Annotated in this window: 11 protein-coding genes and 1 tRNA gene; 5 read left to right on the top strand and 7 right to left on the bottom strand. The window is 71.9% G+C overall.

The window, feature by feature from the left end:
• Positions 1–172: 172 nt before the first annotated feature.
• From GHR20_RS17985 to GHR20_RS17965, 5 genes are all read right to left on the bottom strand, one after another.
• Positions 173–1,648 (bottom strand): penicillin-binding transpeptidase domain-containing protein, encoded by a 1,476-nt coding sequence (locus tag GHR20_RS17985; protein WP_153813752.1) that lies wholly within the window; start codon positions 1,646–1,648, stop codon positions 173–175.
• The gene (locus GHR20_RS17980; protein ID WP_148024302.1) at positions 1,645–3,084 is read right to left on the bottom strand and encodes an FtsW/RodA/SpoVE family cell cycle protein; all 1,440 of its coding nucleotides are present in this window, start codon (positions 3,082–3,084) and stop codon (positions 1,645–1,647) included. The genes GHR20_RS17985 and GHR20_RS17980 overlap by 4 nt, the downstream gene beginning before the upstream one ends.
• A 27-nt stretch (positions 3,085–3,111) precedes the next feature.
• The gene (locus tag GHR20_RS17975; protein ID WP_194858911.1) at positions 3,112–4,677 is read right to left on the bottom strand and encodes a Stp1/IreP family PP2C-type Ser/Thr phosphatase; all 1,566 of its coding nucleotides are present in this window, start codon (positions 4,675–4,677) and stop codon (positions 3,112–3,114) included.
• A gap of 140 nt (positions 4,678–4,817) precedes the next feature.
• Complete coding sequence (locus tag GHR20_RS17970) at positions 4,818–5,360, bottom strand: FHA domain-containing protein (RefSeq protein WP_111583319.1); 543 nt, start codon at positions 5,358–5,360, stop codon at positions 4,818–4,820.
• 10 nt (positions 5,361–5,370) lie between these two features.
• Entirely contained in the window at positions 5,371–6,252 is an 882-nt protein-coding gene (locus GHR20_RS17965; protein WP_153813751.1) for a DUF3662 and FHA domain-containing protein, read from the bottom strand.
• 680 nt (positions 6,253–6,932) lie between these two features.
• Here GHR20_RS17965 and GHR20_RS17960 point away from each other — a divergent pair.
• A tRNA-Leu gene (locus GHR20_RS17960) sits at positions 6,933–7,016 on the top strand.
• A 369-nt stretch (positions 7,017–7,385) separates the two neighbouring features.
• The gene (locus GHR20_RS17955; RefSeq protein ID WP_111583317.1) at positions 7,386–7,634 is read left to right on the top strand and encodes a helix-turn-helix transcriptional regulator; all 249 of its coding nucleotides are present in this window, start codon (positions 7,386–7,388) and stop codon (positions 7,632–7,634) included.
• A gap of 12 nt (positions 7,635–7,646) precedes the next feature.
• Here the strand turns inward: GHR20_RS17955 and GHR20_RS17950 are convergent, their stop codons facing one another.
• Together GHR20_RS17950 and GHR20_RS17945 are read right to left on the bottom strand one after the other, a co-directional pair.
• Positions 7,647–8,159, bottom strand: coding sequence for a hypothetical protein (locus tag GHR20_RS17950; protein ID WP_153813750.1), 513 nt, complete (start codon positions 8,157–8,159; stop codon positions 7,647–7,649).
• 110 nt (positions 8,160–8,269) lie between these two features.
• Positions 8,270–9,319, bottom strand: coding sequence for a LuxR C-terminal-related transcriptional regulator (locus GHR20_RS17945; RefSeq protein ID WP_153813749.1), 1,050 nt, complete (start codon positions 9,317–9,319; stop codon positions 8,270–8,272).
• A gap of 387 nt (positions 9,320–9,706) precedes the next feature.
• Between GHR20_RS17945 and GHR20_RS17940 the strand changes: the two genes are divergently transcribed.
• The 3 genes from GHR20_RS17940 to GHR20_RS17930 all read left to right on the top strand — a co-directional run bounded on the left by GHR20_RS17940 (position 9,707) and on the right by GHR20_RS17930 (position 13,683).
• On the top strand, positions 9,707–11,146 hold the full coding sequence (locus GHR20_RS17940) for an MFS transporter (RefSeq protein WP_194858910.1): 1,440 nt from the start codon (positions 9,707–9,709) through the stop codon (positions 11,144–11,146).
• Between the two features lie 286 nt (positions 11,147–11,432).
• Positions 11,433–11,966 (top strand): MarR family winged helix-turn-helix transcriptional regulator, encoded by a 534-nt coding sequence (locus tag GHR20_RS17935; protein ID WP_153813748.1) that lies wholly within the window; start codon positions 11,433–11,435, stop codon positions 11,964–11,966.
• A 196-nt stretch (positions 11,967–12,162) separates the two neighbouring features.
• Complete coding sequence (locus GHR20_RS17930) at positions 12,163–13,683, top strand: DUF2252 domain-containing protein (RefSeq protein ID WP_153813747.1); 1,521 nt, start codon at positions 12,163–12,165, stop codon at positions 13,681–13,683.
• Positions 13,684–13,804: the final 121 nt, after the last annotated feature.

Raw genomic sequence — 13,804 nt, 5'->3', positions numbered from 1 at the left:
CAGCCCTCTCCGTCGGTCCCGGCCGTCACATCGCTGTGCGCCGAGGCTGCCGTCCGGGCCTACGGTACCCGGCTCCCTTTGTATGACCTGGCCAAGCCCGGATCCCGATATCGGACCGGTACCGCAACGTGCGTCCTTGTGAAGTGGATGTGATGGTCGTCACTTCCGCTCGTCACTTCTTGGAGTTGATGACCGCCTCCATCACGTTCTTCGCGATCGGTGCGGCCAGGCCGCCGCCGGAGATGTCGTCACGGTTGGCGTGCTCGTCCTCGACGACCACGGCCACGGCCACCGGGGAGCTGCCGTCGGGCAGCTTGGCGTAGGAGATGAACCAGGCGTACGGATTGGCGCTGTTGGCCACACCGTGCTGGGCGGTACCGGTCTTGCCGCCGACCTTGACGCCGGAGATCCGGGCGTTGGTACCGGTGCCCTTCTCGACCACGGTCTCCATCATCGACTGGAGGACCTGCGCGTTCTGCGGAGACAGCGGCCGGCTCATCTCCTGCGGCTTGGTCTTCTCCACCGGGTCGAGGTTGGAAGCCTCCAGCTCGTCCACCATGTACGGCTTCATCAGCTTGCCGTCGTCGGCGACCGCCGAGGCGACCATGGCCATCTGGAGCGGGGTCGCGGCGGTGTTGTACTGGCCGATGGAGGACAGCGCGGTCTGCGAGGCGTTCATGTTGTCCGAGAACACCGAGGCGTTGGAGCGGACCGGGGTGAACTGCTGCGCGTCGAAGCCGAACTTCTTCGCCTCCGCCAGCATCTTGGCGTTGCCGAGGTCGGCGCCGATCTTGCCGAAGACGGTGTTGCAGGAGTACTGGAGCGCGACCCGCATGGTGGCGTTCTTGCAGGGCAGATTGCCCTCGTTGGGCAGCGGGGTCGTGGTGCCCGGCATGATGTACGGCAGCGGCGAGTCGGTCGGCTGGTCGGCCGAGGTGTACTTGCCGTTCTCCAGCGCCGCCGCCGCGGTGACCACCTTGAAGGTGGAGCCCGGCGGGTAGGTCTCGCGCAGCGCCCGGTTGAGCATCGGGTCGGCCGGGTCGTTCTCCTTCAGGAGCTTGTTCCTGGCCTTGGCGTCGTCGTCGGTGTTCCCCGCGAAGGACGAGGGGTCGTACGACGGGTACGAGGCCAGCGCCAGGATCTTGCCGGTGGCCGGGTCGAGGGCGGCGACCGCGCCCTTGCCGCCGACCCCCTTCAGGCCGTTGTACGCGGCCTTCTGCGCGGCGCCGTTGAGCGTGGTGACGACATTGCCGCCCTGCTTCGGCTTGCCCGTGATCATGTCCAGGGTGTTGCGGAAGAAGAGCCGGTCGTCGTTGCCGGTGAGGATGCCGTCGTCCAGGTTCTCCAGCTGGGTGCCGCCGAACGCCTGGGAGGAGAAGCCGGTCACCGGGGCCCACATGGGCCCGTTCTTGTACGTGCGCTTGTACTTGAAGTCGCCGTGCTTGACCTCGACCGAGCCGGTCACCGGGTTGCCGTCCACGATGATGTCGCCGCGCGGCGCGGAGTAGCGCTCGATGGCGACCCGCCGGTTGAGCGGGTCGGTGCGCAGGCTGTCGGCCTTGACGTACTGGAGGTAGTTGTCGCGGACGAGCAGGGCCAGCACGAGCAGGCCGCAGAAGATCGCGATCCGGCGCAGGGGCTTGTTCATGACGGGCGGACCACCTGGGTCATCTCGGCGTCGGGGTTGGCCGCGGGGGCGGGTGCCGGGCGGCGGGCGGTGTCGCTGATGCGGATCAGGATGCCGATGAGCGCCCAGTTGGCGATCACGGACGAACCGCCGTACGCGAGGAACGGCATGGTCATACCGGTCAGCGGGATGAGGCCCATCACACCGCCGGCCACGACGAAGACCTGGAGCGCGAAGGCGCCCGAGAGGCCGATGGCCAGCAGCTTGCCGAACGGGTCGCGGGCGGCGAGGGCGGTGCGCACGCCGCGTTCCGCGATCAGGCCGTACATCAGCAGGATCGCCATGAGGCCGGCCAGGCCCAGCTCCTCGCCGAAGGTGGCGAGGATGAAGTCCGAGTTGGCGGCGAACTTGATCAGCTCGGAGTGGCCCTGGCCCCACCCGGTGCCGAGGGTGCCGCCGGAGCCGAAGGCCCACAGGGCCTGCATGGCCTGCTCGGAGTGGCCGCCGACGCCCTGCTGGGAGAGCTTGTACTCCTTCAGCGGGTCGAGCCATGCCTGGACACGCATCTTCACGTGCGGCTCGAAGCTCGCCACGCCGACGGCGCCGACCGCGGACATCAGCAGACCGAAGACGATCCAGCTGGTCCGCTCCGTGGCGACGTACAGCATGATCACGAACATGCCGAAGAACAGCAGCGACGTACCGAGGTCGGTCTCGAAGACCAGGATCAGGATGGACATCGCCCAGACCACGAGGATCGGACCGAGGTCGCGGCCGCGCGGCAGGTAGAGGCCCATGACCCGGCGGCTGGCGAGGGCCAGCGCGTCGCGCTTCACCATCAGATAGCCGGCGAAGAAGATGGCCAGCACGATCTTGGCGAACTCACCGGGCTGGATGGTGAAACCGCCGACGGAGATCCAGATCTTGGCGCCGTAGACGTTCAGGCCGAGGCCCGGGACCAGCGGGAGCAGCAGCAGGAGCAGCGCGCTCATCATGGAGATGTAGGTGTAGCGCTGGAACGTGCGGTGGTCCTTGAGGAAGTACAGCACCGCCACGAACAGGGCGATGCCCATCGCCGTGTACATGAGCTGGTTGGTCGCCTTGCCGCCCGCGACATGGATCTGCTGGAGCGCCTTGGACTGGTCCAGGCGCCAGATGCAGACCAGGCCGAGCCCGTTCAGCAGGGTGGCCAGCGGCAGCAGCAGCGGATCGGCGTACGGGGCGAACTTCCGTACGACGAGATGGGCCACGCCGGCCAGCAGGCCGAGTCCCAGGCCGTAGCTCAGCAGCCCGGCGGGAACCTGGTTGTCGATGGCCAGGCCCACGTTGGCGTAGGCGAACACCGGGATCAGCACCGCGAAGACCAGCAGGGCCAGCTCGGTGTTGCGGCGGCTCGGCGCACCGATCGCGCCGATGGTGGACGTGTGGTGCGTCGGCGAGTTAGTCGTACTGCTCATCGTGTGACAGGGCCTCTCACGGCTTGCCTACTGCTTACCGCACAGCGAGACGACCTTCTGCTCATCCTCCGAGAGGGTGGGGCCGGGGCTGGGGGTCGCGGACGGGGTCGTGGACGGAGACTTCGAAGATCCCGGTGTGCCCGTGGTCGGGGACGCCTTCGGGTTCGCGGTCGCGGTCGTCTGGGTGAAGGCGGCGGTGCTCACGGTGCCGGTGGCGCCGCCCGCGTCGGGCTTGGTGCCGCTGGTCTTGCCCGTGTGCGGCTTGCCCGGCTGGGTGCGCTCGGCGTCCTGGCGCTCCGTCTCCTTCTTGCAGGCGGACGCCTGTACGGCCAGTTCCTGGATCTTCGACCGGGCGTCCTCGAGGCCGCCCTCGGCGATCGTGGCCTTGACCTGCTTCTGCTGGTACGACGGCAGGTACTTGAGTTCGATCTCCGGGTGGTCCTGCTGCATCTTCGACAGCGACACCCAGGCCAGGTCCTGGCTGATCCCGCGGTACAGCGCGACGTGCTCCTCGCTGGCGCCGACGTAGTACTGCGTCTGCGTCCAGCGGTAACCGCCGTACAGGCCGCCGCCGATGACCGCGAGGGCGAGGGCGCTGTACAGCGACGCCTTCAGCCATCTGCGGCCCTTGCGTTTGGTGAAGTCGCCCTCGGCGTAGTCGTCGAAGCTGCCCGTGGGGACGTAGCCGGTGCTGTCGCCGGAGCCGGGCGGGCCGAACTCGCCGCCGCCGTGGCCCTGGCGGCCCAGGTGGGAGGCGCGGCCGGCCGGGGTCTGCATGATCCCGTTGTCGTGCAGATGGCTCTGGTTCTCGGCGACCGCGCCGACCACGACCGGCTGGTCGGACAGCTGGCCCGCGAGCGTGTCGCCGGTGTCCAGGTCGAGGACGTCGGCCACGATGACGGTGATGTTGTCCGGGCCGCCGCCGCGCAGCGCGAGCTGGATCAGCTCCTGCACGGTCTCCTGCGGGCCCTGGTAGCTGGCGAGGGTCTCCTCCATCGTCTGGTGGGAGACGACGCCGGACAGGCCGTCGGAGCAGATCAGGTACCGGTCGCCGGCGCGCACCTCGCGGATGGACAGGTCGGGCTCGACGTGGTCACCGCTGCCGAGGGCACGCATCAGCAGCGAGCGCTGCGGATGGGTGGTGGCCTCCTCCTCGGTGATCCGGCCCTCGTCCACGAGGCGCTGCACCCAGGTGTGGTCCTGGGTGATCTGGGTGAGCAGACCGTCGCGCAGCAGATAGGCGCGGGAGTCGCCGACGTGCACCATGCCGAGCCGCTGCCCGGTCCACAGCAGCGCGGTCAGCGTGGTGCCCATGCCCTCGAGCTGGGGGTCCTCCTCGACCATGGAGCGCAGCTGGTCGTTGGCGCGCTGCACGGCCACGCCGAGGGAGGTGAGGATGTCGGAGCCGGGCACGTCGTCGTCGAGCGTGACCAGGGTGGAGATCACCTCGGAGGAGGCGACCTCGCCGGCCGCCTGGCCGCCCATGCCGTCGGCGATCGCGAGCAGGCGGGGGCCGGCGTAACCGGAGTCCTCGTTGCCCTCGCGGATCATGCCCTTGTGCGAACCGGCGGCAAAGCGCAGTGACAGACTCATGCGCACCTCGCCCGTCGGCTCCGAATGCAGCCGGTCGTGTCGAGCCACACTGCCCACCCTCCGGTCGGGAGCGCGCCGGGGACCGGAAGACGGTCCGCCGCCGCGTGCTCGCTCCGCTCGCGCTCACTCATGATGTAGCACTACTTCCGCAGCTCGATGACGGTCTTGCCGATGCGGATCGGCGCGCCCAGCGAGATCGGCGTGGGGGTCGTCAGCCGGGACCGGTCCAGGTAGGTGCCGTTGGTCGACCCCAGGTCCTCGACGATCCACTGGCCGTCGCGGTCGGGGTAGATCCTGGCATGGCGGCTGGAGGCGTAGTCGTCGTCCAGCACGATCGTGGAGTCGTGCGCCCGGCCCAGCGTGATGGTCTGGCCCTGGAGCGCGACGGTGGTGCCGGTGAGGGTGCCTTCGGTCACGACCAGCTTGCTGGGGGCGTTGCGCCCGCGCCGGCCGCCGCCACCGCCCTGCTGGCCGCGCTGCTGCGGGGGCGCGGCCTGGGCCTGCTGGCGGGCGGCCTGGCGGCCGCTCGGGGGCTGGGCCCGCGCGGCCTCCCTACGCGATCCGCGCTGAGTGACGCGCGTACCGAACAGGTCGCTGCGGATGACCTGCACGGCCACGATCACGAACAGCCACAGTACGGCCAGGAAACCCAGCCGCATGACCGTGAGGGTCAGCTCTGACATTGCCCCCGCTTCACCCTTCGGCTTGCCTATAGATAACGGTGGTGCTGCCCACGACGATCCGCGAGCCGTCGCGGAGCGTAGCGCGGGTGGTGTGCTGCCCGTCCACCACGATGCCGTTGGTGGAACCGAGATCCTGGATCGTCGAGGGCGTTCCGGTCCGGATCTCGCAGTGCCGGCGGGAGACGCCGGGATCGTCGATCCGCACATCGGCCTCGGTGCTGCGGCCCAGCACCAGGGTCGCCCGGGAGATCTGGTGGCGGGTGCCGTTGATCTCGATCCAGTAGCGGGTGCGTCCGCCGCTCATCGGGGCGGCCGCGGGGCGCTGGGTGGCGGGCTGCGGGTAGCCGTAGCCGCCGGGGCGGGCGCCGGGCGGCGGGGCGGCGGGCATGGGGGGCGCGCCGGCGGGCGGATAGCCGTACCCGTCCTGGTCCTGTGCGCCCGGTCCCGGGCGGCCCGGGGCGGCCGCGGGGCCCTGGCCCTGCGCGCCCTGCGCCGAGGGCCCGGCCTGCTGGTCGCTGGAGGAGGCGAGGGTACGCGAGCGCACCCGGTAGAGCCCGGTGTCCAGGTCCTCGGCCTTCTCCAGGTTCACCTTGATCGGGCCCATGAAGGTGTAGCGCTGCTGCTTCGCGTAGTCGCGCACCATGCCGGCCAGCTCGTCGCCGAGCTGCCCGGAGTAGGGGCTGAGGCGCTCGTAGTCGGGCGCGCTGAGCTCCACGATGAAGTCGTTGGGTACGACGGTGCGGTCACGGTTCCAGATGGTCGCGTTGTTGTCGCACTCCCGCTGGAGCGCGCCGGCGATCTCCACGGGCTGGACCTCGGACTTGAAGACCTTGGCGAAGGTGCCGTTCACCAGACCTTCGAGACGCTGCTCGAACTTCTTCAGGACTCCCATGGGGCACCTCCTCCGTCCCTTGTCGGTTCCTTGCCCTGCTCTGTGTGGTGCGTGTGGTGCTCTGTGCGTTGCCTTGCCCGGTACCGCCGGTACTGCTTACTGATCGTATCCACGCCCCGGGTAAACAGCCGGTTCCCCCAGCGGCTCCGCTTGGAACTCCTCCCCGGCATGGATCGTAGAGCCGGGCGAAGACCAGTGTCCCGCACCGGGCCCCGCCCCCGCCCCTCTCCTGGGGAGATGGCCGGGACCGGTACGAGGTTGATACGTGAACCGGGACTCCTTGATACGCGGTGAAACGGCCGGGCGCTGTGCGGATGGTCACGGGTGTGGGGACGGTCACGGTGCGGGAGGGGTGAGGCGGGGGTGGGAGGTGAGTACGGCGACGGGGGCGGCCGGGGCGCCGACCGGAGCGCGGAGGGGCGTGCGCGCGGTGCGTGGGCGGGGCGTGCGGACGGCGCCCGGTCGACGGCGGTCTTCCGCCGCGGTCCTCCCGTGGTCATCTTCCGGCGGTGCTCCGCGACAGGGGCGGGCCGGACCCGGCCGGTGCCGGGGGCCGGCCGCGCGCGGGCTGGTCAGGGGCCCTGGGGAAGGGATGTGAACCCACCCCGTACGACGTGCTAATGTTCTGCATGTCGGAAGGGGCCAGCCCGAAAGGGCAGAAGCCGGAAGACACACCCAATGCGCGGGTGGCGGAATAGGCAGACGCGCTGGATTCAGGTTCCAGTGCCCGAAAGGGCGTGGGGGTTCAACTCCCCCCTCGCGCACAGAGGGAATGGGCGGCATCGCGATGGCGATGCCGCCCATTCCTCTTTTTCGTGTTCCTCGTGATCCCCGTGTTCCTCGTGTCTCTCGTGTACTTACGTGGTGACACCCGTCTTCTTACGTGGTGACACCCGCCCCCGCCGGGCGTGGCGAACGAGGCCCGGCCGACGGGGAGTCGCCCGGGCGCGGCCGTGTGAGCAAGCTCTCAGCCGATGGTCGCGGCCGTCGGCTCCCGTCGTTCCTGATACCTCCCCTTGGTGTCGCGCACTTTGCTGAGGGGGGCGGGAGGTGGTGGGGCGGGGCGGGGGTTCGCATGCTGGAAGAGCGTTCCCAGCGCGCTTCCCGTGCGTTCGACGAATGAGAGGAACCCCATGTCTTCGCCCGCCGGCACGATGCCGTCACCGGATTTCTCCCCCCGCGAGCGGGAGGTGCTCGCCTCCCTGTGCGACGGGGAGACCTACCCGTCCATCGCCCGCCGGCTCGGCATCAGCCGGCACACGGTGGACACCTATGTGCGCCGGCTGCGCAGCAAGACGGGCGCGGTGAGCCGTTCGCAGCTCGTCGTCGCCGCGGTCAGGTGCGGGGTGTTCGACGTGCACACCCCGGCGGACCGTGGCTGAACGGATCCGGGATCAATGGGGGCGTTGGGCCGTGCGGAACGGTTCGCGGTCCGGCCGCCGCCCGTGGGCCGGGGCGGCCAGGGAGAGGGCGATGAGCCGGCTGCCGGCGGCCGCGGTGACCGTCGTCCGGGCGCCGCGCGGCAGATAGAGGACCTCGCTGGTCAGCAGCGGCAGGACCAGGGGCCGTTCGGGCTCCTGTGCCGTGGTGACGGACCAGTGGGTGCGGCCCGCGGTCTGCACCACCAGGGTGCGGGTCGGCGCGGGGCCGTCGAGCGACGTGCCGGAGGTTTCGTGCACGGGCACGCCCAGAGCGGACGTCAGGCTGCGCGCGAGGTACGCGGACAGCCGGCGGTCGGCCGCCGGGGAGGCCCGGTCCATCGTGTCGTACACGGTGGGTTCGTGCTCGGGCCACAGCAGGGCGGGCGAACGGTCCGTGCAGGCGCGGAGGAAGAGCACGACCTCCTCCACGTACGCCTCCCGGGACCCTGGAACGTCCGTGCCGTCGTACGCACTTCCCCAGAGCATGCAGGCTTCACCATCGTCGTCGTGACTCGCGGCCGTCCCGCGCTCCTCGCCCGTGGGCGGGAGCGGAGACACTTTCGTGCAGCATGCCGTATCGGCGCGCGCACCGTCAGTCACGGGTTCGCGTGACCGTCCACCTCCTCCAGCAGCCCGGAACGGACCGCGGCGACGCCCGCCTGGAAGCGGCTCGACACGTTCAACTCGGAGAGGATGTCGGCGACATGGCGGCGTGTCGTGCGCAGCGACATGCCGAGGCGCCGCGCGATCGCCTCGTCCTTGAGGCCGTCCGCGAGCAGCCGCAGGATCGTGCGGTGCAGTTCCCGGGAGACCGCCTCCATGGCGCGCCCGGTGGCGTCGACGAACGGCCTGGCGTGGGTCCAGGCCAGCTCGAAGACGTCGTACAGGTAGGCCACCACCGGCGGTTCGCTGATCAGGATCGCGCCCTGGCCGTCGTGTCCGGGCGCGGGGATGAACGCGGTCTCCCGGTCCACGATGATCAGGCGGCCGAACAGTTCGTGCAGCGTGCGGTACTCCGCGCCCCGGGCGGAGAGCTCCGCCACGTATGCCTGGCTCGGGCCGTTGAAACGCGCCGTGTGGTGGTAGAGCGTGCGGATGCGGACGCCCCGGTCGAGCATCGCCCGGTCGCGTCCCATGGCCTCGGCCATCGCCGCCGGGACCCGGGAGCCGCCGCCCGGCTGGCAGGAGACCAGTTCGGTACGGCAGCCGTCGCTCAGCCGGTTGAGCCGGTCGCGGACCTCGGCCACCGTGGAGATCTCCTGGAAACCGCCGCCCCAGGAGCGCGATTCCCGCTGGAAGACCAGGCTGAAGGGATCGACGCTGCTCCTGATGTGCGCGATCGCCTCCTGGCGCTCACGGATCTGCGCCTCCAGGGGCGCGGTACGACGGCTCGCCGCGGCCTCGGCGGGTACGACGGTCAGCCGGGACCCCGGCAGCGGCTCCTCGGCCACCAGCCCGGTCTGGAGGAGGCGGGAGAGGGCGAGGCGGACGTCGGCAGGGTCGGCGGGCAGCTCGCGGGCGATGGTCTCCGGGTCGTGCGCGCCCGCTCTCTGGTTGCGGACAAGCCAGGCGTAGACCCTTAAGTCCAGCGACTCCGACTTGAGTTCATCGGGGGTCGATCGTGGGCAATGAGGAGCTATGTCCATGTTCGCTCCGTCCTCCCCTTGCTGCCTTGCCGTTTGATGAGGCATCGGAAACCTGGCGGACGACATTGAGTTTTCCGAGACTGAGATCACCGTAACGTCCTTGTGTTTGGAACGGAGTTCGCGTCATGAGGCGCTTCCTCATTGCTGTGACCGGCCTGTTGGCCGTCTTCGCCCTCGGAATGACCTCCTCGCACCACGGCACCCCGGAGCGCGGCACGCAGGTCCAGGCGTCCTGCCATGCGCTGCCGCCCGGGATGAGCGGAACGTGTGGTGACAGCTCCTGGGGTGGGTGAGTGCATTTCCCGGGGGTTGGTTGCTCCGGGCCCGGGAGGAAGATCGGGATAGGACGCTAGCCAAGTATTTCGGTGACCGATGTAATCTGGAGACATGGTCACCGACACGCGACCGCACCCCTCCGTACGGCGCTCGCTCGCGCTGCTGACCTCGGAGCGGCCCCGCCCCGAGGCGATCCGCGCGCGGCCGAACGGCTGGTGGCTGGCCGTGGCCGCGGTGTGCTTCGGCGCCTTCATGGGCCAGCTGGACGCCAGCATCGTCACGCTCACCTACGGCGGGCTGCGCACCGGCTTCAACGCCTCGCTCGCGGCCGTCGAATGGGTCTCGCTGGCCTATCTGCTGGCCCTGGTGGCACTGCTCGTGCCCGCGGGCCGCCTTGCCGACGCCCACGGCCGCAAACTTCTCTACCTGTACGGCTTCGCCGTCTTCACCCTCGCCTCCGCGGCCTGCGGCTTCGCGCCCTCGCTCGGGGCGCTCGTGGCGTTCCGCGTGGTCCAGGCGGCCGGCGCGGCCATGATGCAGGCCAACAGCGTGGCGCTGGTGACCACCAGCGCGCCGCGCGAGCGGATGCGCAGCGCGCTCGGCGTGCAGGCCGCCGCGCAGGCCCTGGGGCTGGCCCTGGGACCGACGGTCGGGGGCGCCCTGGTGTCCACCCTGGGCTGGCGCTGGGTGTTCTGGGTGAACGTGCCCGTCGGTGTCGTCGCGCTCGTCGGCGGCCACTACCTGCTGCCCCGCACCCGGGCCCGTACCCGGGTCACCCGCTTCGACTGGCCCGGGCTCCTGCTGCTGGCCCTCGCCACCACCGGTGCCCTGATGGGCGTCTCCGCGGCCTCCGGGCTGCCGGTCCCCGGCTGGGGCGTGGCCGCGCTGTTCGCGGGCGCGGCCGGCGCGGGATGGGCCTTCGTACGGCGCCAGCGGCGGGCGGCCGCGCCCCTGCTCGACCTCGCCCTGCTGCGGGTACGGGCGGTGGCGTACGGCCTGGTGGGCGCCCTGAGCGGCTATCTGGTGCTGTTCGGGCCGCTGGTGCTGGTGCCCGTCGTGCTCACCGCGCGGGGCGTCTCCGAGCTGACGGCGGGGCTGGTGCTCACCGCGCTGCCGGCCGGGTTCGCGCTGGCCGCGACCGGGGGCGACCGGGTGCTGCCGCGCGGCCTCTCGGACCGGGCGCGGTGCCTGGCCGGTGCGGGGATCTTCACCCTGGCGTCGGCCGCGCTGCTGGTGGTGCCGCCGGGGATCGGCGCGCTGGTGCCGGTGCTCGCGGCGACCGGGCTGGGGCTGGGGGTGTTCACCCCGGCCAACAACGCGCTGATCATGGGCGCGATACCCGCGCGGTCGTCCGGGACGGGCGGCGGGCTGGTGAACATGACCCGGGGGCTGGGGACGGCCCTCGGGGTCGCGCTGGTCACGCTCGCCCTGGAGGCAGGGGGCGGCGGGAGCGCCGGGGCGGGCGGGGGTGCGGCGGCCGCGGTGGTGCTGGTGGTGGCGTCGGTGGTCGCGGTGGGGGCGGCTTGGTTCGGGCCCCGGGAGAGGGCGTAGGGGGCAGGGGGGGTGTGAGGCCGTGCCGGGGGCGGGGGCGTGAGGGGCGGCTCTCCGAGGTCCCTTGGGGGCCCTTGGGGGTTCCCTCGGGCTCCCTCGGGGGCCGGACTTCGGGGGGTCTCGCTGGCGGGGCTGCCGGGAGGGGCGAGGCCGGTCTCGGGGGCGTCCGCGCTCTGGACGGCGGGCGGCCTTGCCCGGATGCCACCCGGCCGGTCGGTCTCGGGGGCCGTCCGGGTGCTGCACGGCGGCCCGCCGTGCCCGGATGCCGCCCGGCTACGCTTTCGGCATGTCCGCGCAGTCACGCTCCGACGTCTCCGCGCCCGGCCCTGCCGCGGCGGCGGGGTCCGGCCCCGCCGCCCAGGCGCCCGAGGCGCGTCTGCTCACCGAGGCCGTCACCCGGCTGCGCCGCGCGCTGCGCTCCTCGATCCGCACGGACTACCCCTGGGAGACGCTCCCCATGGCGCAGGTCGAGCTGCTCCAGGTGCTCGGCGAACACTCGCCCGCGCGGATCAGCGACCTCGCCGCCCGCCGGCGCCTGGCGCCGAGCACGGTCAGCGGGCTGATCGGTCAGATGATCAGCGCGGGACTGGTCGCGCGGGACGTCGACGCCGCCGACCGCCGCGCCTCCGTCGTCACCCTCACCGACGCGGGCCGCGAGAAGCTCGCGGCCTGGACCACGGCGCACGAACGCCGCATCGACGCCGCGCTCGGCGCGCTGGACGACGACGCCCGCGAGGCCATCGGCAACGCCCTGCCCGCGCTGTTCCAGCTGGCGGAGAACCTGGGCGGGGAGCCGGGGGACGGCACGCCGGAGCGGTGAACCGGCTGCCGGGACGTTGGACTCGTCCACGACGGACGGGGTTGACGGACCGGCGGGCGGGCGGACCGGAGGGCGGCCGGACAGAACGGCCGGCGGGCCGCGGCGAGCGGGTTGTCCACAGCCGCCGGGTTGTCCACAGGGCTGACGCGGATTCCGGCAGCGGCTGTACGGTCTTGCCGAGTCGGTGTTCGTCGCGATGCGTGCGGTCGTGCCGCGTGCGGTCGTGAGGTGTACGGGGGAGGCGGTCGCTGTGGCCGGAAGCGGTGCGGGCGTGGTGAGCGAGCCGCGGCAGGAGGCGCGCGCGGAGCTGGGGGAGCGGTCCGCGGGCGGGGCGCGCAGGCTGCCCCGGGTGCGCGGATTCGCCGAGTGGCCCCGGCGGGGCTCGCCCAAGGCGGAGGGCAAGGCGCTGCGCAGGAAGGTGCCGCGCGGCGACCACGCCGTTCTCGCACCGGACGCCGCCCGCCCGGACGCGGTGAGCGCCGTCGCCGGGTCCAACGCCGGCCGGATACCCGAACTGACCCCGATCCGCGTGGGCCGGATGGCGGCCACCCCCTTCGCCTTCCTGCGGGGTTCCGCCGGACTCATGGCGTACGACCTGGCGCGCACCCCCGTCACCGGGCTGGGCGCACAGCTCTGCGGCGACGCGCACGCCGCCAACTTCGGGCTGTACGGCGACGCCCGCGGCGGCCTCGTCATCGACCTCAACGACTTCGACGAGACCGCGCACGGCCCCTGGGAGTGGGACCTGAAGCGGCTCGCCACCTCGCTGGTGCTGGCCGGCCGCGAGGCCGGTGCCGACGAGGACACCTGCCGTGCCGCGGCGCGGGACGCGGCCGGCGCCTACCGCCGCACCATGCGGCTGCTGGCGAAGCTCCCGGTGCTGGACGCGTGGAACGCCATCGCGGACGAGGAACTGGTCTCCCACGCCGACGCCCACGACCTGCTCGGCACCCTGCGACGGGTCTCGGAGAAGGCGCGGGCCAACACCAGCGGCCGGTTCGCGGCGAAGTCGACCGAGCCGCACCCGGACGGCGGGCGCCGTTTCGTCGACGCCTCCCCGGTGCTGCGCCGGACACCGGACGGCGAGGCCGCCGCGGTCGCCGCATCCCTGGAGGAGTACCTGACGACCCTGTCCGAGGACCGCCGCCCGCTGCTCGCCCGGCACACGGTCCACGACGTGGCCTTCCGGGTGGTCGGCACCGGCAGCGTCGGCACCCGCTCGTACGTGGTCCTGCTCCTCGACCACCGCGGGCATCCGCTGGTCCTCCAGGTGAAGGAGGCCCGCCCCTCCGCGCTGCTCCCGCACCTGGCCGCCGCCGGCTTCGGGAACCCGCCGGTCGCGCACGAGGGCCGCCGGGTGGTGCTCGGGCAGCAGCGGATGCAGGTGGTCAGCGACACCCTGCTGGGCTGGACCACGGTCGGCGGGCGGCCTTTCCAGGTACGGCAGTTCCGCAACCGCAAGGGCAGCGTCGACCCGGCCGCCCTCGCCGCCGACCAGGTCGACGACTACGCCCGCATGACCGGCGCCCTCCTGGCCCGCGCCCACTCCCACAGCGCCGACCCCCGCCTGATCGCCGGCTACTGCGGCAAGAACGAGGACCTGGACGACGCCATCGCCGCCTTCGCCCTGGCCTACGCCGACCTCACGGAGTCCGACCACGCCACCCTGCTCACCGCGATACGCGCCGGCCGCATAGCGGCGGAGCTGGGCGTATAGGCGGGGACCCTTTGGGAGGGGGCGCCACCGCAGCCCCCTGAGGGGCGCGGGGAAACCAGCAACGACCCACAACGCACCCGCACCCGCCGACGCACCCGCCCCGGAACGAGGCGTCACCCCC

Origin of the sequence: Streptomyces sp. SUK 48 (assembly GCF_009650765.1) — a bacterium.
Lineage (GTDB): Bacteria > Actinomycetota > Actinomycetes > Streptomycetales > Streptomycetaceae > Streptomyces.
Note: the sequence above shows the minus strand (reverse complement) of the source record. Positions and strands in the feature narration are given on the sequence as shown.

What these genes read in the sequence shown, in the direction of transcription:
- GHR20_RS17940 (WP_194858910.1), top strand. Translation starts at nt 9,707, where the DNA reads ATGGTCACCGACACGCGACCGCACCCCTCCGTACGGCGCTCGCTCGCG.
- GHR20_RS17955 (WP_111583317.1), top strand. Translation starts at nt 7,386, where the DNA reads ATGTCTTCGCCCGCCGGCACGATGCCGTCACCGGATTTCTCCCCCCGC.
- GHR20_RS17945 (WP_153813749.1), bottom strand. Translation starts at nt 9,319, where the DNA reads ATGGACATAGCTCCTCATTGCCCACGATCGACCCCCGATGAACTCAAG.
- GHR20_RS17985 (WP_153813752.1), bottom strand. Translation starts at nt 1,648, where the DNA reads ATGAACAAGCCCCTGCGCCGGATCGCGATCTTCTGCGGCCTGCTCGTG.
- GHR20_RS17975 (WP_194858911.1), bottom strand. Translation starts at nt 4,677, where the DNA reads ATGAGTCTGTCACTGCGCTTTGCCGCCGGTTCGCACAAGGGCATGATC.
- GHR20_RS17970 (WP_111583319.1), bottom strand. Translation starts at nt 5,360, where the DNA reads ATGTCAGAGCTGACCCTCACGGTCATGCGGCTGGGTTTCCTGGCCGTA.
- GHR20_RS17965 (WP_153813751.1), bottom strand. Translation starts at nt 6,252, where the DNA reads ATGGGAGTCCTGAAGAAGTTCGAGCAGCGTCTCGAAGGTCTGGTGAAC.
- GHR20_RS17935 (WP_153813748.1), top strand. Translation starts at nt 11,433, where the DNA reads ATGTCCGCGCAGTCACGCTCCGACGTCTCCGCGCCCGGCCCTGCCGCG.
- GHR20_RS17950 (WP_153813750.1), bottom strand. Translation starts at nt 8,159, where the DNA reads ATGCTCTGGGGAAGTGCGTACGACGGCACGGACGTTCCAGGGTCCCGG.
- GHR20_RS17980 (WP_148024302.1), bottom strand. Translation starts at nt 3,084, where the DNA reads ATGAGCAGTACGACTAACTCGCCGACGCACCACACGTCCACCATCGGC.
- GHR20_RS17930 (WP_153813747.1), top strand. Translation starts at nt 12,163, where the DNA reads ATGCGTGCGGTCGTGCCGCGTGCGGTCGTGAGGTGTACGGGGGAGGCG.